Source organism: Paenibacillus sp. YYML68 (assembly GCF_027923405.1).
GTDB lineage: Bacteria > Bacillota > Bacilli > Paenibacillales > NBRC-103111 > Paenibacillus_G.
This window is the reverse complement of sequence record NZ_BQYI01000001.1, coordinates 4,502,246-4,522,763: the sequence shown is the minus strand read 5'-3', so window position 1 is coordinate 4,522,763 and position 20,518 is coordinate 4,502,246. Positions and strand designations below refer to the sequence as shown.

Annotated in this window: 21 protein-coding genes and 2 pseudogenes; 11 read left to right on the top strand and 12 right to left on the bottom strand. The window is 51.2% G+C overall.

From position 1 onward, the window contains the following. Window positions 1–55 precede the first annotated feature (55 nt). Window positions 56–937, bottom strand: coding sequence for an aminoglycoside 6-adenylyltransferase (locus PAE68_RS20240; protein ID WP_281889977.1), 882 nt, complete (start codon window positions 935–937; stop codon window positions 56–58). 399 nt (window positions 938–1,336) lie between these two features. Between PAE68_RS20240 and PAE68_RS22860 the strand changes: the two genes are divergently transcribed. Beyond that, a complete protein-coding gene (locus PAE68_RS22860; RefSeq protein ID WP_397379152.1) occupies window positions 1,337–1,537 on the top strand; it encodes a helix-turn-helix domain-containing protein in 201 nt (66 codons plus the stop codon). Then, window positions 1,530–1,763 (top strand): hypothetical protein, encoded by a 234-nt coding sequence (locus PAE68_RS20235; protein WP_281889976.1) that lies wholly within the window; start codon window positions 1,530–1,532, stop codon window positions 1,761–1,763. Before PAE68_RS22860 ends, PAE68_RS20235 begins: the two co-directional genes overlap by 8 nt. Before the next feature lie 542 nt (window positions 1,764–2,305). On the opposite strand, the pseudogene PAE68_RS22855 reads toward PAE68_RS20235, so the two are convergent. Beyond that, window positions 2,306–2,467: pseudogene (locus tag PAE68_RS22855) on the bottom strand (transposase domain-containing protein); the annotation flags it as partial. A gap of 72 nt (window positions 2,468–2,539) precedes the next feature. On the opposite strand from PAE68_RS22855, the gene PAE68_RS20230 reads away from it, so the two are divergent. After that, on the top strand, window positions 2,540–2,866 hold the full coding sequence (locus tag PAE68_RS20230) for a transposase (RefSeq protein WP_281883356.1): 327 nt from the start codon (window positions 2,540–2,542) through the stop codon (window positions 2,864–2,866). A gap of 44 nt (window positions 2,867–2,910) precedes the next feature. Then, window positions 2,911–3,798: an IS3 family transposase gene (locus PAE68_RS20225; RefSeq protein WP_309299346.1), complete on the top strand. Its 888-nt coding sequence runs from the start codon at window positions 2,911–2,913 to the stop codon at window positions 3,796–3,798. Window positions 3,799–4,121: 323 nt separating this feature from the next. Here PAE68_RS20225 and tnpC (PAE68_RS20220) read toward each other — a convergent pair. The 4 genes and pseudogenes from tnpC (PAE68_RS20220) to PAE68_RS20205 form a co-directional block, all read right to left on the bottom strand. After that, window positions 4,122–5,561, bottom strand: a pseudogene (gene tnpC / locus PAE68_RS20220) (IS66 family transposase); the annotation flags it as partial. A gap of 53 nt (window positions 5,562–5,614) precedes the next feature. Next, window positions 5,615–5,968, bottom strand: coding sequence for an IS66 family insertion sequence element accessory protein TnpB (gene tnpB / locus PAE68_RS20215; RefSeq protein WP_281886235.1), 354 nt, complete (start codon window positions 5,966–5,968; stop codon window positions 5,615–5,617). After that, entirely contained in the window at window positions 5,962–6,291 is a 330-nt protein-coding gene (tnpA, locus tag PAE68_RS20210) for an IS66 family insertion sequence element accessory protein TnpA (protein ID WP_281886237.1), read from the bottom strand. Before tnpA (PAE68_RS20210) ends, tnpB (PAE68_RS20215) begins: the two co-directional genes overlap by 7 nt. A gap of 134 nt (window positions 6,292–6,425) precedes the next feature. After that, window positions 6,426–6,908 carry an ExeA family protein gene (locus PAE68_RS20205; RefSeq protein ID WP_281889973.1) on the bottom strand — a complete coding sequence of 161 codons (483 nt, stop codon included), beginning with the start codon at window positions 6,906–6,908 and terminating at the stop codon, window positions 6,426–6,428. 234 nt (window positions 6,909–7,142) lie between these two features. Here PAE68_RS20205 and istA point away from each other — a divergent pair, with 234 nt between their 5' ends. Further along, complete coding sequence (gene istA / locus PAE68_RS20200) at window positions 7,143–8,600, top strand: IS21 family transposase (protein WP_281889971.1); 1,458 nt, start codon at window positions 7,143–7,145, stop codon at window positions 8,598–8,600. Then, window positions 8,597–9,349, top strand: coding sequence for an IS21-like element helper ATPase IstB (istB, locus tag PAE68_RS20195; RefSeq protein ID WP_281884144.1), 753 nt, complete (start codon window positions 8,597–8,599; stop codon window positions 9,347–9,349). Before istA ends, istB begins: the two co-directional genes overlap by 4 nt. Here istB and PAE68_RS20190 read toward each other — a convergent pair. The 5 genes from PAE68_RS20190 to PAE68_RS20170 form a co-directional block, all read right to left on the bottom strand. Continuing rightward, window positions 9,333–9,665 (bottom strand): ATP-binding protein, encoded by a 333-nt coding sequence (locus PAE68_RS20190; RefSeq protein ID WP_281889969.1) that lies wholly within the window; start codon window positions 9,663–9,665, stop codon window positions 9,333–9,335. The genes istB and PAE68_RS20190 overlap by 17 nt on opposite strands. Beyond that, complete coding sequence (locus PAE68_RS20185; RefSeq protein ID WP_281889967.1) at window positions 9,662–11,047, bottom strand: DDE-type integrase/transposase/recombinase; 1,386 nt, start codon at window positions 11,045–11,047, stop codon at window positions 9,662–9,664. The genes PAE68_RS20190 and PAE68_RS20185 overlap by 4 nt, the downstream gene beginning before the upstream one ends. Window positions 11,048–11,118: 71 nt before the next feature. Then, window positions 11,119–11,673, bottom strand: coding sequence for a hypothetical protein (locus PAE68_RS20180; RefSeq protein ID WP_281886586.1), 555 nt, complete (start codon window positions 11,671–11,673; stop codon window positions 11,119–11,121). Window positions 11,674–12,378: 705 nt separating this feature from the next. Then, window positions 12,379–13,521 (bottom strand): IS4 family transposase, encoded by a 1,143-nt coding sequence (locus PAE68_RS20175; RefSeq protein WP_281889965.1) that lies wholly within the window; start codon window positions 13,519–13,521, stop codon window positions 12,379–12,381. A 92-nt stretch (window positions 13,522–13,613) separates the two neighbouring features. Then, window positions 13,614–14,120: a class I SAM-dependent methyltransferase gene (locus PAE68_RS20170; protein ID WP_281889963.1), complete on the bottom strand. Its 507-nt coding sequence runs from the start codon at window positions 14,118–14,120 to the stop codon at window positions 13,614–13,616. A 107-nt stretch (window positions 14,121–14,227) separates the two neighbouring features. Between PAE68_RS20170 and tnpA (PAE68_RS20165) the strand changes: the two genes are divergently transcribed. The 5 genes from tnpA (PAE68_RS20165) (at window position 14,228) to PAE68_RS20145 (ending at window position 18,532) form a co-directional block, all read left to right on the top strand. After that, the gene (gene tnpA / locus PAE68_RS20165; protein WP_281886539.1) at window positions 14,228–14,560 is read left to right on the top strand and encodes an IS66 family insertion sequence element accessory protein TnpA; all 333 of its coding nucleotides are present in this window, start codon (window positions 14,228–14,230) and stop codon (window positions 14,558–14,560) included. Beyond that, window positions 14,554–14,910, top strand: coding sequence for an IS66 family insertion sequence element accessory protein TnpB (tnpB, locus tag PAE68_RS20160; RefSeq protein WP_281886541.1), 357 nt, complete (start codon window positions 14,554–14,556; stop codon window positions 14,908–14,910). Before tnpA (PAE68_RS20165) ends, tnpB (PAE68_RS20160) begins: the two co-directional genes overlap by 7 nt. Window positions 14,911–14,992: 82 nt before the next feature. Next, a complete protein-coding gene (tnpC, locus tag PAE68_RS20155; RefSeq protein WP_397379148.1) occupies window positions 14,993–16,573 on the top strand; it encodes an IS66 family transposase in 1,581 nt (526 codons plus the stop codon). Window positions 16,574–16,844: 271 nt separating this feature from the next. After that, entirely contained in the window at window positions 16,845–17,000 is a 156-nt protein-coding gene (locus tag PAE68_RS20150; RefSeq protein WP_281889962.1) for a hypothetical protein, read from the top strand. Continuing rightward, window positions 16,997–18,532, top strand: coding sequence for a recombinase family protein (locus PAE68_RS20145; protein WP_281889960.1), 1,536 nt, complete (start codon window positions 16,997–16,999; stop codon window positions 18,530–18,532). The genes PAE68_RS20150 and PAE68_RS20145 overlap by 4 nt, the downstream gene beginning before the upstream one ends. A gap of 8 nt (window positions 18,533–18,540) precedes the next feature. Here PAE68_RS20145 and rlmD read toward each other — a convergent pair whose 3' ends face one another. Then, window positions 18,541–20,268, bottom strand: a complete 1,728-nt coding sequence (gene rlmD, locus PAE68_RS20140; protein WP_281889958.1) for a 23S rRNA (uracil(1939)-C(5))-methyltransferase RlmD — start codon at window positions 20,266–20,268, stop codon at window positions 18,541–18,543. Between the last annotated feature and the right edge of the window lie 250 nt (window positions 20,269–20,518).

Here is a 20,518-nt window from a genome sequence, read left to right as displayed (position 1 = left end):
GTGACAGGGAGTACAAACGTACTTAAACGAAGGAATGGCATTTGCTCAATGACATTCAATAAATACCTTTTGCATCAATAGGCAATTCCCTAACATGCTTAAGATAACTAGTCATATTGGCATCATCTTTGGCATTGTAAGAATATCGAAAATATTCAGCGACATCCTTGGCTAGAACCCTAAACAATTCACAAGCTGTGAATACCGAGTTCCACAAATTATCATAATTGCTATCAGAATAAGTTTCCTTATACATTTCCCAATATGATTCAGGAAGATACTTTTTCATGTACTTTCCCATTTTTCCTATCGAAACTTGAAAATCATATTTGGTACCTACCCACCATGAAATCATCTTATCCAAATGAGGTCTGATGACGTGCTCAAACATTTGTTTCGCATATGGTAATTCATAGCGCCAAATTCCTTTGGCTACATTTTGCAGGCACCACCAAAAATCATTACAAGTACCCAAATATAACTGCTCAGTTGGCTCTTTTACATGATAGTCAATATCTGTGGGGGCAGGAATGATTGGTAGACAGTTGTCCTTATCTAATAGTGGTATTGTCAGCTTATCAGTGAGATAACCTTCAAGCATAAATTCTTTAGTTTCGATTTGAAGGTCTATACGATTCCCATCTGTAAATAACATTAAATATGCGTAAGACCGAGTGAAATCCATATCTATATCAATAGATTGGTCATTTTTATCAGGCTCTTGCATCATAATCATATCACCAAATACATTCATCCATGTTTCATCTTTTATAAAAGAAGAAGTTTCGGTTACTACATAAACAATATCATAATCCTGAAAAATATCCTTGGGAGCGTTAGGATTGGTACGTGAACCATTCATGTATACAGCACGGATTCGTTCATCCTTTTGAGCAACCCCTAGTATTAAATCAAACATTTCTATTTCAGTTCTCATGTATTCCCCTCCAAATCTTCAAAAAACATACTAAACATAGCATAGCACAACTGGGATATTTTTACTTGTATCTTCTCAGATAGGTATACCCCAGTGCCTAGTGTAAGGCAACTCATTTGCTCAATAAAGTTTACCCTCGTTTGCGCCGTGAAAAATTTTCTCTAAAATGCTCCCCCTGTAATTTTGATGGGTCGAATTTTATAACCTAATTTTTACATTCCTTTCCTTTCCAGTAAATCAAAAGTCACTAGATACCTCCATTAAGAAGGGCTAAAATGTTACCTTCGCTTTCTAGCGTTATTTACAGATATTTGCGGCTGAAATCTTTACTCTTTTTTTGTTAAGTCATGACATCCCTCTTCTTATAATGTTATCGACTAATTCAAAAGGGGTGATAGCATGATTATCCGAAGCGACAGGCTGATGACAATTGATGAAGTGGCTTATTATTTGAACCTTTCGCCGCGAACAATTTACAGGAAAATATACGAGGGTGAACTCCTTGCTTATAAAGTCGGGGGAGTTTGGAGGATGGAACCTCAACTCGTTTACAAGTATTCGCGGCAGAACAAAAGAACAGGAGTGATTCAACATGGATAACAGATACACTTTATCGGCAATTGCAAGAAAACTATCCAAACTACAATCAGGGCGGTTCGTGACTGAGGATACCGTGTGGAACTGGGTGAGAAACAGGGAATTACAGGTTGAGCGAGTTCCTAGTCATGTTCAAGCATGGGGGAAATATCCATATTGGACTGATGAAGCCCACTTGAAAGAAGTATTGCAGGACAAAGGTTATAATATCGATTCTATCTTCACGTAGTGTCGCAACAATTCAGAACTTAGTAACGATGAATATTACAAACTCATAAAATGCTTTACCCGTGGCTTTGCGGTAGCACACGTAAAATAACCGCCCCTGCGTTCACAAGTAGGTGTTGCCCCGTTAGATGGACAGGTATTTGATTTGAAGTTGTGCTTCATCCTCAGATACTACAATGATTTGTAGCCCCGTCACGGTCGCCTAAAGGCGAGGGATTCATGACAGAGCATGTTTATCATGCACGTGGTAAAGCCGTACCTGAGCACGTTTGATGTCATGTAGGAAACCTAAACCCACATGTGTTTCTTATTCCCCTACCTCATTAAGGGGAATAATGTTTCCTCACCCACCTGTGTTTCCATTAAATAAATAATCTGAAATCAAGGCGAAGCCCCCGAGCTGTCAACGCTCACGTAATTTGTCGGTGCAATCATCACCGCCAATGACGTGAGCGTTTGTGCGTCAGCCACGTCACTCCATTGAGAAGTGAGCGTCAAATAGCCCCCACCTAGCGGTGGGAGCGAACCTGATGTATGCTACGATTACTTCTTATTCATACGGCATTCAGCCGGGAGCGATCCCGACCATGGCATGAATGAATCGAGTGCTGATTCATCAAGCGGATCAGCCAACTGAGGCAACTGCTCGAATAGATACTTCAAGTAGTTGTACGGATGCAGTCCGTTTTCCTTGGCTGTCTCTATTTAGCCCCTAAATGAATTTGGACAGTACACCCCTTACTCCGATACAATAATATTGAGGCGGAGGGGAACGAAATGAAGAAGAAGCAGTATGATCTAGAATTTAAAAAGATGGTGGTTGCCAAGGGCAACGAAATTGGCAACATGACTGCTGTTGCAAGACAACATGAACTGGATCCGAAGATGGTGCTGCGGTGGGCTAGAGAGCTGAACCGAAAGGATCTGGATCAATTGGATGGAGCCAGCTTCAAGCAAGCGAAGTATGTGCCCACCGCAGAAGATTATGCGCAGCTGCAGAAAGAGAATGAGAAGCTGAAGAAGCTCTTTGCAGAGCAAGCTTTAGAGAGGGACATTCTCAAAGACCTGCTAAAAAAAACGAACCCACACTTGCGGATAAAATAGAGATCGCCCAGAAGTATATCCGAGAAGGCAACAACATTAGCTTTGTGCTACGTGTGCTGGAAGTAGAGCGGTCCACGTATTATGCACATGCGAACAGAAGTAAGCAGCAATCTCAAGAGACTGTCCACAGGGTCGGGCGCCCCGCACCTGGTTTATCATATACACAAGAAGGCAAGCCAATCAGTGATGAACAAATATGCGAATGGATCATGGAGTTCTTAGCCGGCGAAGGCGCAAACTACGGTTACCGCAAGCTGACCGTGCTTCTTCGAAGACGCCATCAGATGGAGATTAACAAGAAGAAGGTCTATCGCCTTTGCAAGCAAATGAACGTGCTTCGGCCGCAGCGCAAAATAACAGTAAAGCATCCGAAGCGACTTGCTAACAATCGCGAGATAACGGGCTCCAACCAGTTATGGGAAACGGATATCAAGTATGGGTGGGTCCAGGGCGAGCAACGATTTTTCTTTCTTATGAGCATCATAGACGTGTTTGATCGCGCCATCGTTTCATACCACATTGGATTGACCTGTGAAGCCAGGCATCTCGTCCAGATCACGCAGGAAGCGCTCATGAAACGCCAGCTCTTTGAAAAGGCTGAGAAGCCGGTCATACGCTCCGATAACGGTCCACAGTTCATTAGCAATCTCTTCGAAAATGCGTGTGATGAGTTTGGTGTGATCCACGAGCGTATCCCGCCTAAGACGCCGAATAAGAACGCTCACATCGAATCGTATCATTCGATAATAGAGGCGGAGTGCTACCAGCGCCATGAGTTCGAGTCTTATCCACAGGCCTATGAAGTTGTGAGTCAGTTTATACAAGACTACAATCGAATCCGCATCCATGGCAGCATCTACGACTTATCCCCATATGACTATATGGAAGCGGTGAAGCAAGGCATTGTGAAGCCTAAGCAGATTAAGGTTTAATAAATCGTTATGTCCGTTTGCAAGCTGAACCAGTGGAAAAGGCAAGCGAAGCGGTCCTTGATGCTGAGAAGGCGGATATGATAGGCTGGTCCGGCTAGCAGCCCCAAGCGACCGTAGGGAGCGCCCTAGGGGGATGCCGGCAGGGATGCCTCATCATATCCGTCGGAGGCTCAGCGTCAAGGATGCCTTTGGAGCGGCCGATGGAAAGTCGACTGAATTGATCCAATGTATATCTGAATTCGGCGAAAAACGAAGAAAGTTAAAGCAATTGTACGATTGATATCGAATAAGAGGTGCGGTGTCCATAATAAGGGTGTTTAACCGGTCTCAATCATGCTATAGATGACAGCGCTCGCCTTCGCTCCTCGCGGCGTGTTCGCGAACAGCCAGTTCTTCCGGCCGATCACAAACGGTTTAATGGAGCGTTCACTTCGGTTGTTGTCGATCTCCAGCCGTCCATCTTCCATGAAGGCCGTCAACTTCTCCCACTGCTTCAAGCTGTAGGCGGTCGCCTGACCGGTCAAGCTCTTCGGCAATGTCCGAGAACGCTGTTGCTTGAGCCAAGCTTTGTAGGCTTCCAATACGGGAGCACTGCGCTTCTGCCGCTCTTCATGCCGCTCTTCCGGTGAAGCCTCCGCAAGCTCGCGCTCGATTGCAAACAACTGATTGCAATAAGCCAATCCTTGTCCCGCGACACTGCCGAGCGTTCCCGTCTCTGGGGGAGCTCCCTTCAATGCTTCATCGAACTTGCGACGCGCATGCGCCCAGCAGCCGACGAGCTTGACCTTCGCGACCTTGTGGTATCCGGCGTAGCCGTCCACATGCAGATAGCCTGTATATCCAGCCAGGAAATTCCGAGGATGCTCGCCGCCCCGCGTCCGCTGGTAGTCATACAGCACAACCGGCGGTATCCCGCGGCCTGTGCGATACAGCCACAGATACGAGGTGGATTCTGCCGATTTGCCCGGCTCCCGCAACACCTGAAGGGTCGTTTCATCCGCATGCAGCGCATCCTGACTAAGCAGATAACGCTTCATCGCTTCATACATCGGCATGAGCCACTTCTCAGCTCCGTAGATCATCCAGTTCGCCATCGTCTGCCGGGAGAGCGAATAGCCCAACCGGGCAAAAGCTTGCTCCTGTCGATACAGCGGCAAACTGTCCACGTACTTCTGACACATGACATGAGATAGGATGGACGGCGAAGCCAAGCTGCCGGGATAGACCGGCTTCGGCATGGGCGTGGTGACGATTGGCGTCTGCAGCTCATGGCGCTCACAGTGACGGCAGGAGTAGACCTGACGCACATGACGCATCACCTTGACCTGTGGCGGTACAATGGCAATCTCGCTGCGCGTCTCGGTCGTCATCTCGTGCAGTGAACCGCCGCAGCATGCGCAGAGCTGCTGACCTTCTTCCAGTGTATAGACAATAGTCTCCACGGGCAGGTTGGACAGATCTTCCTCACGCTTGCCGGAAGACTTCCGGCGCTCATACGTCACCTTCTCCATTGGCGGTTCTTCACCAACTGGTGTTGCCAGCATTTCCGCTTCGTTGAACAGGTTCAGCTCGAGTTGATCCGGATGCGTCTTCTCGCTGGAAGAGCCGAAACGTTTCTGCTGAGCCAGACGGAATTGCTCCTCGTACCATTTGAGCTTGGCCGATAGTTCTACGTTCTGTTCTTCCAGCTTCTTATTTTGTTGTTGGAGTTCTTCGAGAGTTGGGGAATCCGGTCGCTTATCCATAACGGATATATTCGTCAGCAGATGGCTCTCGCCTGCTGCTAGATAAGGCGATTCCGCGAACAATGTATGGATTACCAGGCGTTGTCTGCTGTAACGGCCCGGTGTGCCTGCCGCTGTGTAAGCGCCAGTCCATCCAGCAGCCAGCGTAGCTCGCGTGCCGAGATCGCAACCGTACGTTCCGTGCTGCTCGGCCATTGGAAGGTGCCGCGCTCTAACCGGCGATAAAATAGCCAGAAGCCGTTATGGTCCCAGTACAGCAGTTTGAGCTTGTTGCGCTCTCGATTGCAGAAGACGAAGAGGCACTTGGAGAAGGGATTCAGGCCAAAGCATTCTTGAACGATTGCTGCCAGTCCGTCAATCGATTTCCGAAGATCCGTTGCTCCAGCGGCCAGATAGACCTGATGCGCACTCGAGATGCTCAGCATGAGACCGTTAGAGCGCTGACGACGTCATGAAGAAGCTTGGCATCGAAGCCTGATCGTACTTCAAGACGAGCGGCACCCGCATGAACGATGATGCAGGAGGATGTTGGATTACTCGAATCCGATAGGGTCAGTGGAATGAAGGAATTACTGGTGTTGCCAGAGGATTTACCAGAAGTACGTTCGTTAAGCGTACGAAGCCAATAACGCAATTGGTCCTTGGTCACGCCTTGTTCGGCGCACCATGCTTTCATGGTCTGTCCGCTCGCTTCATAGTCCGAGACACGAGCGATCCATTCTTGTCTTCTCAGCTCTTTCTTCGTCATGAGTATAAGCCTCCATCTCTGAATAACGTTGGCCTTATCTTCTCATAACGATTCATCTTGTTGAAGGTGTGCTAGGTTTGACGCTTACATTGAGAATGCTAACGCCAATTATCGCAGTAGCGGAAAAACGGCGGTTATCCCGCCGTCCCTCGCTGTCGGTCCATATCAGACAGCACACGCCCAATGTGCCCATCCTCGACTACTTCGGCGTCCGAACGCTCGACGTCATAGAGCGCTTGGCTGCAAATTTGGTTCACCACTCGTGGGATGCCTTGGCTTGCTGCGTGCAGCATCTGGATCGCACTGTCGGAAAACACAGGCCGCTGCAGCTCAGCCGCTCCCATATGATGACGGACGTAGCCCGCCGTCTCCTCACGGCTCATCCCGCTTAGATGGTACTGGATGCCGATGCGCTGGCTAATCGACTCATACTTCTTCAAGCGTAGCTTCTTCCGTAGCTCCGGCTGACCCGCAAGCAGTACAGGGAATAGCGACCTCGCATCCATCTGGTGACTCATCACAAAGCGCAGCTCCAGCAGCATCGCTTCGTTCATTTCGTGAGCTTCGTCGATGACGACGAGAATGTTGCGCTCTCCCTGCGCCTCCCGCCGAGACATCACCTCGCCCCACAACCGACGCGCCTTCGCGACGGAGTAAGGGGCCTCTTCATCGACGTGCGCCAGAAGTGTCTATCGTAAACTAAAAGTACCCCAAATGATCAAACTGAAATACCCAAAAAAATCGTGCAAAATTACCCCACTTGATCGTCAAGGGTACAACAAATCCAGGTAGAAATTCCGATACCTTTCGTAGCAAAGAGACGAAGGGTGCGGTAACGGGAGATGCTGAAGATGAGTCAGATCGAGACGATCAAAGATTTGCAGGCGCAGGGGCTGGGGCCGGTAGCCATCGCTGAACGGTTGAACATTACACGGAAGACGGTCAGCAAATACATGGCCTTGGATGAGTTTGAACAGGGGCCAAAGGAAAGTCATGTCGACCTTCCGTCGAAGCTCGATCCGTTCAAGCCGCTCATTCAGCAGTGGCTTGCGGAAGACCGGAAGCACAGGTACAAGCAACGCCATACGGCGATGCGAATTCACAAGCGGCTAACGGCTGAGTGCGAGGATTATGACGCGTCCTATCCGCTCGTCCAGCGCTATGTGAAGCGTCTGCGAGAATATCGGCATAAGGAGGGGACGCTTGAACTCATTTGGCAGCCGGGAGAAGCGCAGGTGGACTTTGGTGAAGCGGACTTCATGGACGCCAGCGGCAAGAAGCGGATGTACAAGTTTTTGTGCGTGAGCTTTCCTTACAGTAATGCTGGATACGTGCAGCTCTTCGGCGGCGAGACCGCGGAGTGCGTTGCGCACGGTCTTCAGGATCTATTCCACCGCATCGGCGGTGTACCGACACGACTCATCTTTGACAACGCCAGTGGCGTCGGTAGACGCGTCAGCGACAACGTACGGATGGCCGAGGTGTTCCTGCGCTTCAAGGCCCACTACGGTTTCCAGATCACGTTCTGCAACCCCTATTCCGGTCATGAAAAAGGCAACGTCGAGAACAAAGTTGGCTACATGCGCCGTAACTTATTCGTGCCGCTGCCGACCGTTACGGATGTGCAGGAGTTTAACCGCGAGCTGCTAGAGCGCTGTGAGGCGGACTGGCAGCGTGAACACTACAAGAAGAGCATGCCGATTCACCTCCTGTTCGAGGATGACAAGAAGGCTTTTCTCTACTTGCCAAAAACGCAGTTTAACGCATGCCGTTATACCCGTGTGAAGACAGACGGCTATGGAAAGTTCCTTGTCGACGGCAAGCACTTCTACTCCTCTTCGCCAGACTACGCCGGGCGCGAGATTGTCGTGCGCATTGGAGCGCATACCGTTGAACCGCTGGCGCCAAGCGGAGACCCGATAAGCGTTCACATCCGCCAGTTCGGAACACAGCGGACAGACAGCGTCGACGTGCGTACGACACTAGGCAAGCTGCTTCAGAGCCCCGGTGCCTGGCGCAATAGCTTGATACGCAGCGCGTTGCCCGATCGACTTCGCGAGGAACTGGACGGGCTGGAACGCGGCGAGCTCAAGGAGGCCTTACAGACGATGGAGGAGCTGACAGGACGTTACGACTTTGACACAGCGTTAACGGCGATGGAGCAAGCAGCATCACTTGGTCGCCTGACGAACGCGAACAGCATAGTGCTGGCGGCACGTCTTTCGAGCTTTGAACCAGAGGGCGCAAGCGTCGTAGATCTTAGCGTTTACGATGACATGCTCGAGCAAGCGGGAGGTGCGCTGCAATGAGCATAGTCCGCGAACGAGAGGCGCTGCGCAGTGAGATTTCCGCCTTCTGCAAGAAGCTTGTTTTGAGTCAGCGAGCGGTGGAGCTGTGCGAGAGTGAGGCGACGCCGAAGCAGGAGGAGTTCTTGCATCGCGTGCTCGCCGAAGAAATGGAGAGCCGGGAGCGAAGCCGCCGTTCCCGATTGATGAGCCGGGCAGGATTTCCGGTGTACAAGACACTAGAGGGCTATGACAGGCAAGGCGTGAAGCTGCCATCGTCGCTGCAATGGAGCGACCTGACGGAAGGGCACTTCATTCAGGGACGACGCAATCTGGTGCTTTACGGTCCCGTTGGTACAGGTAAAACGCATCTGGCCATTGCAGCAGGCTTGCGCGCTTGCGAACTCGGCTTAGCTGTTAAATTTTACACTGTGGCGGAACTCGTGATGCGGCTGGGTGAAGCGAAACGAGGTGGTACGCTTGAACGTCTCATGGGCGAGATCCAGCGCTGCCAACTGCTGATCCTGGACGAATGGGGCTACATTCCCATCGACAAGGAAGGAGCGCAGCTCTTGTTCCGTGTTATTGCCGACAGCTACGAGAGTCGGAGTCTGATTATTACGACCAATCTGGAGTTCTCTAAATGGGGCTCGGTCTTTACCGACGACCAGATGGCGGCCGCGATGATTGACCGCTTGGCGCACCACGGACATCTGCTCGTATTCGAGGGTGAGAGCTACAGAATGAAGCACGCGCTCATGAAGGAGCGCTGAAAATTACCCCTGATGACGATGGGTAAAAGTGCACGATTTTTTCGGGTAATTTTACTTGACGAAATACAGCCAGAAGCTGTCCGTAAAAGTCTCTTGGCTTCAGGTCCGCCATGCTGATGTAGATCGGATGCGTGCGCATCGTGTCCAGCGATCGGAATAAACGCCGCAATAGAGCGGATTTTCCGCTGCCCACTTCACCGGTCAAGACACCGAGCAGCCGGTTCTCGACCGCCATGCTTAGTCGGGCGTACGCTTCCCGGTGTCCTTGAAACTCGTAGCACGGCTCCACCTCGCGCGTAAAGGGACGTCGTGTCATCGCACCTCACCACCTTGACGCTGTGCATAGCTCACTTCATCTTGCTCCCACTGCGCCTGACGCTTCTTCTCGGCAAGCTCAACGAACGACAATGTCTCCGCCGACGTCTCGACCTCTACAGGCTTCACTTCATCCGGCTTGCGCTTGCGACGCTTTTTCAGATCGATCGGCACCGCATCGGCGTATCGCTTGCCCTCGAACCAGACCTGCAGCTCTGTCAAGTCGTACGGATCGTATCGAAGCGCGATTCGCTTACGGGCAAGCTCGCTGTCGACCTCATAGGTGTTACCGGACAGCTGGATACAGCCGGTTTTGTCTACGGTGCGCTCCTCTTCCCATAGGAACATCTCATTCAACTCGGTAAGCGGCCTGCGCTTGCGCGCCTTCGTGCTTGCCTCGAAGCGTTCATGCGGCGTCTGTTTCGTGCTGCTGTGCACGCGGAGATGGTAGTAACCATCCAGCCAGCTGCGAAGCGCTTGGTTTACGTCCTCCAGCGTCGTCACTTCTCCCCGGTCGATGAGCGCCTGCACCTCGGGGCGGAAGCTGCTATCGACAAACTGGAACAGACGCTCTACCTTCCCACGACCTTGAGGCCGGTAAGGTCTACTATGCCGAAGCTCAATGCCGAGCCGCCCGCAAATACGGGCTAAATGGTGAGCCGAGAAAGCGGAGCCGTTGTCACAATAGAACATCTCCGGAATGCCGTGACGGAGGATTGCTTTTTTCAAGCTGTCCTCTAGCCGAGGCAGTTGCTCGTCCCAATAGATTTGAGCATGCACCACGTATCGGCTGTAGTCATCGAGGATGGCCAGCAGAATGGTCTTTCGCTTCTTCTTCGGCTCCTTCGGATCAGGCAAGTAGACGAAGTGCTTGAAGTCTGCCTGCAGCAGCTCTAATATATCTTCCGCCTCAAAGCGGCGAAACGTCTGAGCCGAAGTCGCTTCTATGACTTGTCCGCGGCTGACGCCAGCTCGTCTGAGGTGCCTGGCTAATGTGCTAACGGCGATTTGGCCCGGGGCGGCTGCTCCGCTCTCTTCGAGCAGGAAGATCAGCTGCTCCACGCTGCGAGCTGGCCGTTGCCGTCGCAGCTCAATGGCTTGCTGCAGTAAGCTTGGAGCCAGCCGGGTACGTCCGTCTGTTGCTCGCTCGCGCGGCATCAGCGCCTCCCATCCCCCCTTGCGGTACGCTTCCAGGTACCGTTCCAGCGTCCGAACGCTGACCTGCTGACGACGACTTCCGGGAAGCTCGTACATGCGGCTTGCGGTTTCGCGAAGCCACGCTCCCAGCTCCCCCGGCGCAAGCGGGGTTTGACGGCTGACGATGGGGGCAATAAGCGCATACCGCGCTAGGGCAATCTGTTCCTTTGTAATCTGATGAGACATGGTTCATCCTCCTTCAGCATGTTCATGGGTACAGGGTATCCTCCGTCCATTGTGAGGGGAAAGAGGCACCCTCAGCCATACCCAGCTTTTGTGGGATGAAGTGGGCCTACCGTCACCTGAAATGAGCGTTCCATTCGCAAGAAGACAGAAAGGAGCCTGCCCGGGCGTTCAAGCTGACGCCAAGCGGCCCACAGCGCCTTCCAGGCAGAGCGGCGTTCGCGAGGTAAGGCCGCATCCATGCCTTCATGAAAAAGCGTTGCCCACACCCGAGCTTCTTGCGCAATTCGACGCTGCTCCCAGCATCGACGCCATCGCCATAGCGTCTTCTCGGCGTAGGGTCCGCCCGCATACGCCTGGCTTTCTGCTGCGATCTCAGACAAGCTCAAGCCATCCTCTCCCGCGAGGACGACGGTCTCCTTGACATCGACCGCTGCCTGATGATGCCGCTCCACGAAAGAAGGCACGATGCTAATCGCACGCTCGCAGTCTGGACATCGAAAACGGAATATAGGGATGGAGAGCGCCTCCTCCAGCGTGTACAGCATACGCGTAAACTTCCCGTGCCGATGCGGCTTGCGCTCGGAGTGACAGTGCTTGCATCCGACAGGCCGGTCGGCTTCCGGCAAGCCGTCCTCGCATCGTAATAAATAGCTCTTTACATCGATGTCCCAATCCACTACGATAATAGAGGCGAAAGCTGTGGTGAACAGGGAGACGAGGCCGCCAAACCTTGACGTCTCCCTGTTTTTTTTGTCAATCGCCTTAACTCCTTATGATTGTCGGCACATTCAGGCTGCCCCTCCGCCAATTATATCCTTGCTGTACCGTCAGCGTATATGAGAAATAGCCGCCCATCTTCCGACATTGGAAGTGAGCGGCGACACCGAGCGAAGCGAAGCGGAGCGACCACTGAAACAAATAACCCACCCCGAAGGGGTGGGGAATGGAATCAAGCTTTACTACAAACAAAAATAAATTCTTTACCTTCATTAACAGGAGTACCGTCATACCAACCATACTCTTCATCTATTGTTAATCCCGAAGAAGTAATTAGTTTTCTTATGTCACTCTCATAGAAGTACCTCAGTCTAATACTGTCATGATATTCCCCAATTAACTCGTCACTCTTGTATAGACGGTATATAAAATCCGTGAATAGTAGACGTTTATCTATGTCATATCACTAGCGTTGCATAAAACTCATCATCACTAATAGTCAAAAAATTCAGTCATTTATTCTGGGTCAATCAGCCAAAAGGTCGACCCCCATATAAAGGTAACCTGTCCATTTGGTAATTATATGTAATATGATCAATGTTTTGTCAATTGCACTAAACTCTCTTTCGCCTACCTGCAGATGTTCGACTTGGTTTGTAATGAATACGTTCCATCCAGATTTCTGCTGAATTCCATAGCAAAACCTTTAGCCACCGGTATAGATCCAGCAGACTGTGTTTGGTGCCCGTTTCCATCTTCACCAGCACGAGCAGACAAAAGGCGATGAGTGCCATCCACACCTGATTCATAACGGCTTGCTCACTGGTTCCATAAAATGTCTTGATGCGTACGTGCTGCTTCATCCATTTGAAAAACGTTTCAATCGCCCAGCGTTCCCGGTAGATTTGTCCGATTTCATCCGCCTCTAAGTCGAAGCGGTTCGTGAGAATGGTAATCGGATTGCCTTCGGTATCCTCCGTTTGGATCAATCGCAAGACGTTTTCCATTCGCTTCTGCGGTGTTCCGATGTACACCATTTCATCCGATTTCACACGAGCATCAGCTGGCAGTTTAAACGACTCAATCTGACGGATGGCGGTATTCTTTTTCGTCCGAGTCACAAAGAAAATGCCACGGTCGCAGTAGTCGTCAAACTTGGCGTAGTCGATATAGCCGCGATCAAACACGTAGGTGCAACCCACTTCGTCGACCAGGTCATCCAACTGACTGCGATCACTCTGCTTGGCGGGTGTCATCTTGACCTTCTCGGGAACAGCAGTTTCATCATCCATATACGCCAGGCGAAAGTGTAGCTTGATTCCAGCTTTCGTTTTCCGAAACTCAGCCCATTTGTATTTCTGCAGGCAAAGTCCGATGGTCGTAGAGTCGATGATCTTAAAATCTTTTCGCAGGGAAGGAGGAGCTTCGCTTCGGCGAATGTGATGCACCAGCGACTGGAATACTTGTTCCAGCAAGGAAGAGTCGACTTGATTATGCTTCCGGCTTAACTGGGAGGCGGAGATCGATTGGATTCCGAGTTCCCTTTGAAAGTTTTCACAAAGCACATCGGCAGCTATTTCACGAAGCCCGTCTCGCTGCTGAATTTGCGCATGCAAGAACAATTTAAGGTACGACAATGTTGTAAGCTTCTTCACATATTTATCTTGTTCCATTTCACGAACACGATCTGTGAACGTCTTCGCACAAATTGGAGAAATCCATTTACCAAATGAAGAAAATAGGATATCCTTGTCCATGGCTGATCCTTTTCAGTGGATTATGGACAGGTACTACCTGCCATTCCATTGTAAAGGATTTTTTCATGTCTGCGGAACAATTAGAGTGAATATTATGATGATTCTGAGAACATTAATGCAACGCTAGTGATGTCATATGCCTTCTTAATGGAATGTCTTGTAACCTTTTCGCCGCCCTCAAGGGTAGATTCAAAATCTAGATTTTCATTAAGATTTATCCACCATTCGCCAATCTCTTTTATTGGCTTGAATACGTTTATTATGAACTGTCCTTCATCCTCCAAGTGGCGATGAACACACGACAGACATTGTAAAGCCTGTTCGTCAGTTTCTAAGGACTGGAAACTACGGAAAGGGATGAAGATAAGCTTAAACTTTTCAGACAATGAAAAATTAGTCATGTCGCCAAGAACGGTATGGATATTTTGTTTCGACTTCTCTGACAGCTTATTTACCTTAGCTGTCAGAACCTCCAACATACTGCTTGAGTAATCTAAACCCCATATGTTGATTCCTTCCTCAGCAAGCGGAATTGTAATTCTGCCTGTACCACAGGCTAGCTCCAGTGATTTGCCCCCAAGCTTCTTCGCCCTATCCAAGTAAAAAGGTATATCGGCTGAAAAGTAAGCGTCAAATACATCCCACCTTCACCCCATGTATGCATAGATGAGATAATGTCCTCAATATGAATCGAGGAGGACATCCCATGAATCGAGCGGAGCGACAACAGGCATGGAGAACTCGCATTGAGAACTATCGAGCGAGCGGTCAAACCATGGTAGTCTGGAGTAAAGCCAATAACCATACCATCCATGAGCTGAAGTACTGGCTCAAACAGATCGAAGGCCCCCCCAAATCCAAACGATCAAAGTCCGCATCAATCTTCATCCCTGTTACCGTGACACCTCCTCCCGCACGTAGCAATCTGCCAACGGGATCCCTACGGATTCATGTTGGAGCGGCTTCTATTGAACTGAGTGAGTCATTCGACTCTACCCAGCTTCGTGAAATCGTTAAGGTGCTGAAGGATCTATGTTGACCATTCCGAGCAGCATTCCCGTGTATTTAGCAAGCGGCAGTACGGACTTACGCAAGTCGATCGATGGCCTGGCCGCTCTGGTGCAGGAGGTGTATGCACTCAACCCCTTCTCGAGCAGCTTGTTCGTGTTCTGCAATCGACAGCGAGACAAGCTCAAGATTCTGTATTGGGATGTAAATGGCTTCTGGCTGTTCTACCGCCGCCTCGAACGCGGCACCTTCCAGTGGCCGACTGACGACAGCCATGCGACCATCGCCCTGACTCGTCGCGAATTGAACTGGTTGCTGGACGGACTGTCCATCGAGCAGCAGCAAGCGCATCCTGTGGTTTCCGTTCAAACGGTGGTGTAGGCGCGAGTGACCATCGTGCCTGCCTCCATCATGTTTACTTGAAAAGCAGGATAAACGTGGTCGTTCAGCGAATACATCCTTCATGACAAAACGTGCGGAATCACCCCAACCCCAAACTCTAGATGAATACAAAACATACAGCGAAGCGCTCGAGGCAGAGGTAAACAAGCTCAAGAAGCAGGTCCATATGCTGCTGGAGCAATCCAAGCTTGCCCAGCATAAGCGCTTCGGCTCTTCGAGCGAGAAGACGCCTCTGAACCAGCTGTTCCTGTTTAACGAAGCAGAGCAGGCAGCTAACCCTGCGCTCCCTGAGCCAACTGTGGAAACCGTGACCCACAAGCGGAAGAAAGTCAAGGGGGATCGCCTGGCGAAGTTTGATCATTTGCCTGTAGAAACCGTGGAGTATCGATTGCCCGAGGAAGAGCAGGTCTGTTCGTGCTGCGATGGGAAGCTACATGAGATGAGCAGCGAAGCACGCGATGAATTGGTGTTCATGCCTGCCCAGTACAAGATCGTGAGGAGCGTTCGATTCATCTATAGCTGCCGCCATTGCGAGCGCAACGAGGAGAGCACTCCCGTGGTCACTGCTAAGGCACCTGCACCCGCGCATCCTGGAGGCCTGGCATCGGCTTCTATACTGGCCCATGTGATGCACCAGAAGTATGTCGAAAGCCTGCCGCTCTATCGTCAAGAGCAGCAGCTTCTTCGGCATGGGCTGATGCTGTCGCGTCAAACGCTAGCCAACTGGATGATCTACGCCTCCGAACGCTGGCTAGAGCCGCTATTTCATTACATGAAGTCGCACATGCTGCTGCAGGACATCCTCCATGCGGACGAAACGACATTCCCCGTGCTGCAGGAACCGGGACGGAAGGCCGAACAGAAGTCGTACCTTTGGATGTACCGTACCGGACATACGAGTGAGCCCATCGTCTTGTACGAATACCAGCCGACCCGCAGTGGGGAGCACCCGCGTCAATTTCTAGAAGGCTTCAGCGGCTACCTGCATGCGGATGGATTCTCAGGCTACCATAAGCTCGCGGACGTGACACTCTGTGGTTGCTGGAGCCACGCAAGACGCAAGTTCGATGAGGCGCTGAAGGCGCTGCCGGCAGCCCATCGTACGGCAGAGGTGGCAGCTGGCAAGGGCTTATGGTTCTGCAATGAGCTGTTCGCTGTGGAACGACGGCTGAAGGATGTAAGCCCTGAGGCCCGGCACCAAGCTCGTCAGGAGCAGAGTGCGCCATTGCTGGAGGCTTATTTGAAGTGGCTGCAAAACGCGGAAGCTGAGGTGCTGCCCAAAAGCTTGACCGGACAGGCGATCACCTACAGCCTGAACCAGTGGGACAAGCTTGTCGCATTCATGCAAGACGGCAGGCTCGAGATTGACAATAACCGAGCGGAGCGTGCCATCAAACCGGTTGTGATTGGCCGAAAAAACTGGATTTTTGCCAATACGCCTAAAGGTGCGAAAGCAAGTGCGACGATCTACAGCATCGTGGAATCCGCAAAGGCGAGCGGGTTAAATCCGTATGCATACTTGAAGTTTTTGTTCGAGCAATTGCCACAGCTTCCGAACCTTCATGATCAGGATGCTTTGAGACAACTGGCTCCGTGGTCAACGTCATTGCCGGACTCTTGCCGTGTGGCACCACCGAAGTAACACTAGCTTACCTCAGCCCTCGCCATTTGAATAGGTGTGGGCTATTTGACGCTTACGCTGAAAATACCGCTCGGTTATCAGCATCATACAGTTTAGCCGTATTCAGATATAAGTTCTCCACTCCAATCACCTCACAAAGATTTCCTTGCATAATACATATGAACAGACATACTGTCAAGAAATAATTGGAAATCAGCTTTGCAGACAATTTTTTTATTCGCAACGATTCCCTACCATAGCGCGATTGTTAGCCCGAGAGGGGGAATCAACAATGAAAGTTGAACGCACATTTGTAGGAACGGCATCCATAGAGGATATTTTATCCTCTATACTAAGCCATCAGATTGACAGTATCGAAGCCGAAAAGTACGATAATGATAGAGCAAATGTCATTCCTTCACACATGGAAGGAGTGACCGAACAATGAAGTGCGCTATCTATGCTAGAGTAAGCACGAAGAGAGAAGAGCAGAAAAACAGCTTGCAGAATCAAATCGCCTTAGCCGAAAACATTGCTAAGGAACAAGGGTTTACAGTTATTGAACGGTACATTGACAACGGAATAAGTGGTTCAGGCATTAAGAATCGAACTGAGATTTTGCGATTACTGGATGATGCTAAGAAGAAAAAGTTCGATGTAGTTATCGCAAAGTCCGTTTCACGGTTGGGTAGAAGTACGGTTAATAGCCTTAACACTGCTGACACTTTGGAAAGAAATAGTATAAGACTGATTTTGCCTGAAGATGGCTACGATACCCAAACTAGCAAGAGCAGATTGATGTTTAATCTGAGGGCGGTGTTAGCAGAAGAGGATAACTTGAGCCTCTCCAACAAGATTAAATGGGGGCTTAAATCTAGTGCAACTCAAGGAAACCGAATCGTATCTGTACCTCCTTTTGGCTACCGTACCAATCCCGATACAAAAAAGTTGGAAGTTGACGAAAATGCCGCCCCCATCGTAAAAGAAATTTTCAGGCTTTATTTGCATGACGGTATGGGTATGTTTGGGATTAGTAATCTCCTTATGCGCAGAGGTATTCCTACACCGAGAGCACATTCAGGAGCGGCAAACGCAGGGAAGAAATGGCATCAGAACACGATTAAAGGCATCTTGACTAATCCAGTCTATACGGGCAAGCAAGTATTCCATCGAGAAGAAACAACAAGTTTGTTAGCCGAATCTGAGACTTACAAGGTTAGGCGTAAGATTAGCGAAGAAGAACAAATTGTCATAGAGAACTCACATCCTGCCCTTATTAAAGAGGATGACTTTACTGCCGCTCAAGAACAAATGAAAAAGAGGGGCAAACACAAGAGCAATGGTAATGAAAGCCTGTTCTCGTATATCCTTAAATGCCCTGATTGTGGAAGTGGCATGCACTTCAAACCCGACAGACGGAAGGGTGCATACGTCTGTGGTGGTTACGTTAAATACACATCTGCCCATTGCACTTCCCATATCATCGAAGAAAGGGTACTTCTTCAAGTAGTTAAGAATGACCTAAAATCCTTGATAAAGGATACTTTGAAGATTGATAGTCTTTACGGAATTGCAGAAGAAAAAGCCTTGGCTGTTCAGTCTCTCGCTCAAAGGGAACTGAAACGTGTGGAGAAGCAATTAGCAGAACTAGATAATCGTTTTGATAAATTGCTGTCCTTACATGTTGAGGGGGCTATTACAACAGACCAATTCAAGCATCAGAATGAGCGTAACGCCAATCAACAGCAAGAACTGCTTAACAGGAAGGCTGAACTGATTGTAGCCTTAGAAGAAGGTAAGAACCTCGCAGAACGCAAAGAAGCCTTTAGGAAGGAAGTTGAACGCTTCATTGACCTCGACATTAGCGATGAGCAGGTATTGAAGCAATTCCTCCAAAGGCTTATCCAAACAATCGAAGTATTCGAGGATGGAAAGATTAAGATAAACTATAACCTTTCCAATCCTCACCCCTCGAATTAAGGTACAGTTTATTGGACTGTATCTTTTCTTTCAAGTCTCACTATCACCTCCACATGACTCGTCTGCGGAAACATATCTACCGGCTGGATCCACTCCAGCCGGTAGCCTTGCCCGAGCAGCTCGCGACAGTCCTTCGCGAGCGTGGACGGGTTGCACGACACGTAGACGAGTCGTGCAGGCTTCGCCTCGGCGATCGCTTGCAGCAGCGCGCGATCGCAGCCGGTGCGCGGCGGATCGACCACAATGACTTGTGGTCGAATGCCGGCGCGCACCCACTCGGGCAGGAGGCGCTCCGCCTGCCCGACATAGAAGCGAGCGTTGTCGGCGCCGCTCGCCCGAGCGTTGTCCCGGGCGTCTTCGACCGCCTCGGGGATGATCTCGATGCCCCGCACCTCGCGGGCGTGCGGGGCGAGCCACAGGCCAATGGTGCCGCTGCCGCAGTAGGCGTCGACGACGAGCTCGTCGCCGATTAGAGCAGCGGCCTCCTTGGCCGCATCGTACAGCTTCACCGTCTGCGCCGGGTTGAGCTGGAAGAAGGCGCGCGGCGACAGCGAGAAGCGCACGTCGCCGAGTGCTTCCTCCAGCCGCTCGCTGCCCCAGAGCAGGCGGGTTCGATCGCCGAAGACGAGACTCGTCTTCGAGCTGTTTATATTTTGCGCGATGGAGACGATCTGCGGCAGATCTTGTCGGATACGCCTGACGAGTCGGTCGACGTCGGGAATACGGTCGGCAGCTGTGATGAACGTCAGCTGCATGTTGCCAGTCGACCGTGCGACACGGGCGACAAGGGTACGGACGACGCCCTGGCGCGTGCGTTCTTGGTAGATCGGGATGCTCAGCTCATGCAGCAGGCGTGAGACATGCTCCATCACTTCATTGACCGCCGGGTCCTGCACCGCGCAGCCGCTGATGTCGATCAGCTTGTGACTGCCGGAGGCATACAGACCGGCGACGACCTTATCAGCTTCTGCGGCGAGCTGTAGCTGCGCCTTGTTGCGGTAGCCCCAAGGATCATCCATGCCGAGGATGGGCCGCAGCGGGATCGAATCCATCGACGCATAGCGGCGGAAGGCTTCGCGGACGAGCTCCTCCTTGGCCTGCAGCTGACCCTCGTAGCTCATGTGCTGCAGCTGACAGCCGCCACAGGCGTCGTACACGGGGCACGGAGGCGTCTGCCGATGGGGGGACGCTTTCTCCACCTCAGTCAACGCCGCCTCAATAAAACCACCTTCAATGCGCGTCACCTTCGCCTTCACGACCTCATCCGGGAGGGCGCCGATGATGAAGACGGCCTTCCGCTTGAAGTAGCCGACACCTTCGCCGTTAATGCCGATCCGCTTGATCGTGACGACGATCGGATCGCCGACCCGAAGATCCTCAGCAGTCGCAGCGGCCCGTTGCCTCGGTCGATCTGCATGTAAACTCGCCTGAGAGGATGCAGAATGCGTCCCACGACCAGCACGTGAGCTCGCCTGAGAGGATGCCGAATGCGTCCCACGACCAGCACGTGAGCTTGTCGGAGAGGATGCAGAATGCGTGCCACGACCAGCTCGTGAATTTGCCTGAGAGGAAGCAGAATGCGTGGCTCGACCACCGCGTGAACTCGTCTTCGACGACGTAAGCCCCCCTTGCTCCCGATGCTTCCCATGCCCCGAGACTACTCCTCCGCTGCCGCCTGTCCGTTGCTTCGTACCGCTATGTTGATTATCACCTGACTTCGGTGTTCTGTTCGTCATCGTGTATTCGCTCCGTTTCACCTTGTGTGCTATAGCTACTACTATACCATGCAGGACGGGAGCAGCGTTAGCAGCTCCGACGCTCATGCGTACAAGGCCGGAGCGGCGGGAGTGGACATGGGTGGCAGCGTACTTGACAGGTGCAGCAGGCCTGGCATCATGCACGCAGGCGCTTAGCAGAGAGTACAACACGCGTTCATATCCCGTCCGCTCACCCCCCAACCCATCTCCCGTCCCCCCATTCCCAACT

Bases quoted from the DNA above. Each gene is read 5' to 3' on its own strand.
- PAE68_RS20240 (WP_281889977.1), bottom strand. From the start codon at position 937: ATGAGAACTGAAATAGAAATGTTTGATTTAATACTAGGGGTTGCTCAA.
- PAE68_RS22860 (WP_397379152.1), top strand. From the start codon at position 1,337: ATGATTATCCGAAGCGACAGGCTGATGACAATTGATGAAGTGGCTTAT.
- PAE68_RS20235 (WP_281889976.1), top strand. From the start codon at position 1,530: ATGGATAACAGATACACTTTATCGGCAATTGCAAGAAAACTATCCAAA.
- PAE68_RS20230 (WP_281883356.1), top strand. From the start codon at position 2,540: ATGAAGAAGAAGCAGTATGATCTAGAATTTAAAAAGATGGTGGTTGCC.
- tnpB (WP_281886235.1), bottom strand. From the start codon at position 5,968: ATGCTGAGCATCTCGAGTGCGCATCAGGTCTATCTGGCCGCTGGAGCA.
- tnpA (WP_281886237.1), bottom strand. From the start codon at position 6,291: ATGACGAAGAAAGAGCTGAGAAGACAAGAATGGATCGCTCGTGTCTCG.
- PAE68_RS20205 (WP_281889973.1), bottom strand. From the start codon at position 6,908: ATGTCTCGGCGGGAGGCGCAGGGAGAGCGCAACATTCTCGTCGTCATC.
- istA (WP_281889971.1), top strand. From the start codon at position 7,143: ATGAGTCAGATCGAGACGATCAAAGATTTGCAGGCGCAGGGGCTGGGG.
- istB (WP_281884144.1), top strand. From the start codon at position 8,597: ATGAGCATAGTCCGCGAACGAGAGGCGCTGCGCAGTGAGATTTCCGCC.
- PAE68_RS20190 (WP_281889969.1), bottom strand. From the start codon at position 9,665: ATGACACGACGTCCCTTTACGCGCGAGGTGGAGCCGTGCTACGAGTTT.
- PAE68_RS20185 (WP_281889967.1), bottom strand. From the start codon at position 11,047: ATGTCTCATCAGATTACAAAGGAACAGATTGCCCTAGCGCGGTATGCG.
- PAE68_RS20175 (WP_281889965.1), bottom strand. From the start codon at position 13,521: ATGGACAAGGATATCCTATTTTCTTCATTTGGTAAATGGATTTCTCCA.
- tnpA (WP_281886539.1), top strand. From the start codon at position 14,228: ATGAATCGAGCGGAGCGACAACAGGCATGGAGAACTCGCATTGAGAAC.
- tnpB (WP_281886541.1), top strand. From the start codon at position 14,554: ATGTTGACCATTCCGAGCAGCATTCCCGTGTATTTAGCAAGCGGCAGT.
- tnpC (WP_397379148.1), top strand. From the start codon at position 14,993: ATGACAAAACGTGCGGAATCACCCCAACCCCAAACTCTAGATGAATAC.
- PAE68_RS20150 (WP_281889962.1), top strand. From the start codon at position 16,845: ATGAAAGTTGAACGCACATTTGTAGGAACGGCATCCATAGAGGATATT.
- PAE68_RS20145 (WP_281889960.1), top strand. From the start codon at position 16,997: ATGAAGTGCGCTATCTATGCTAGAGTAAGCACGAAGAGAGAAGAGCAG.
- rlmD (WP_281889958.1), bottom strand. From the start codon at position 20,268: ATGACGAACAGAACACCGAAGTCAGGTGATAATCAACATAGCGGTACG.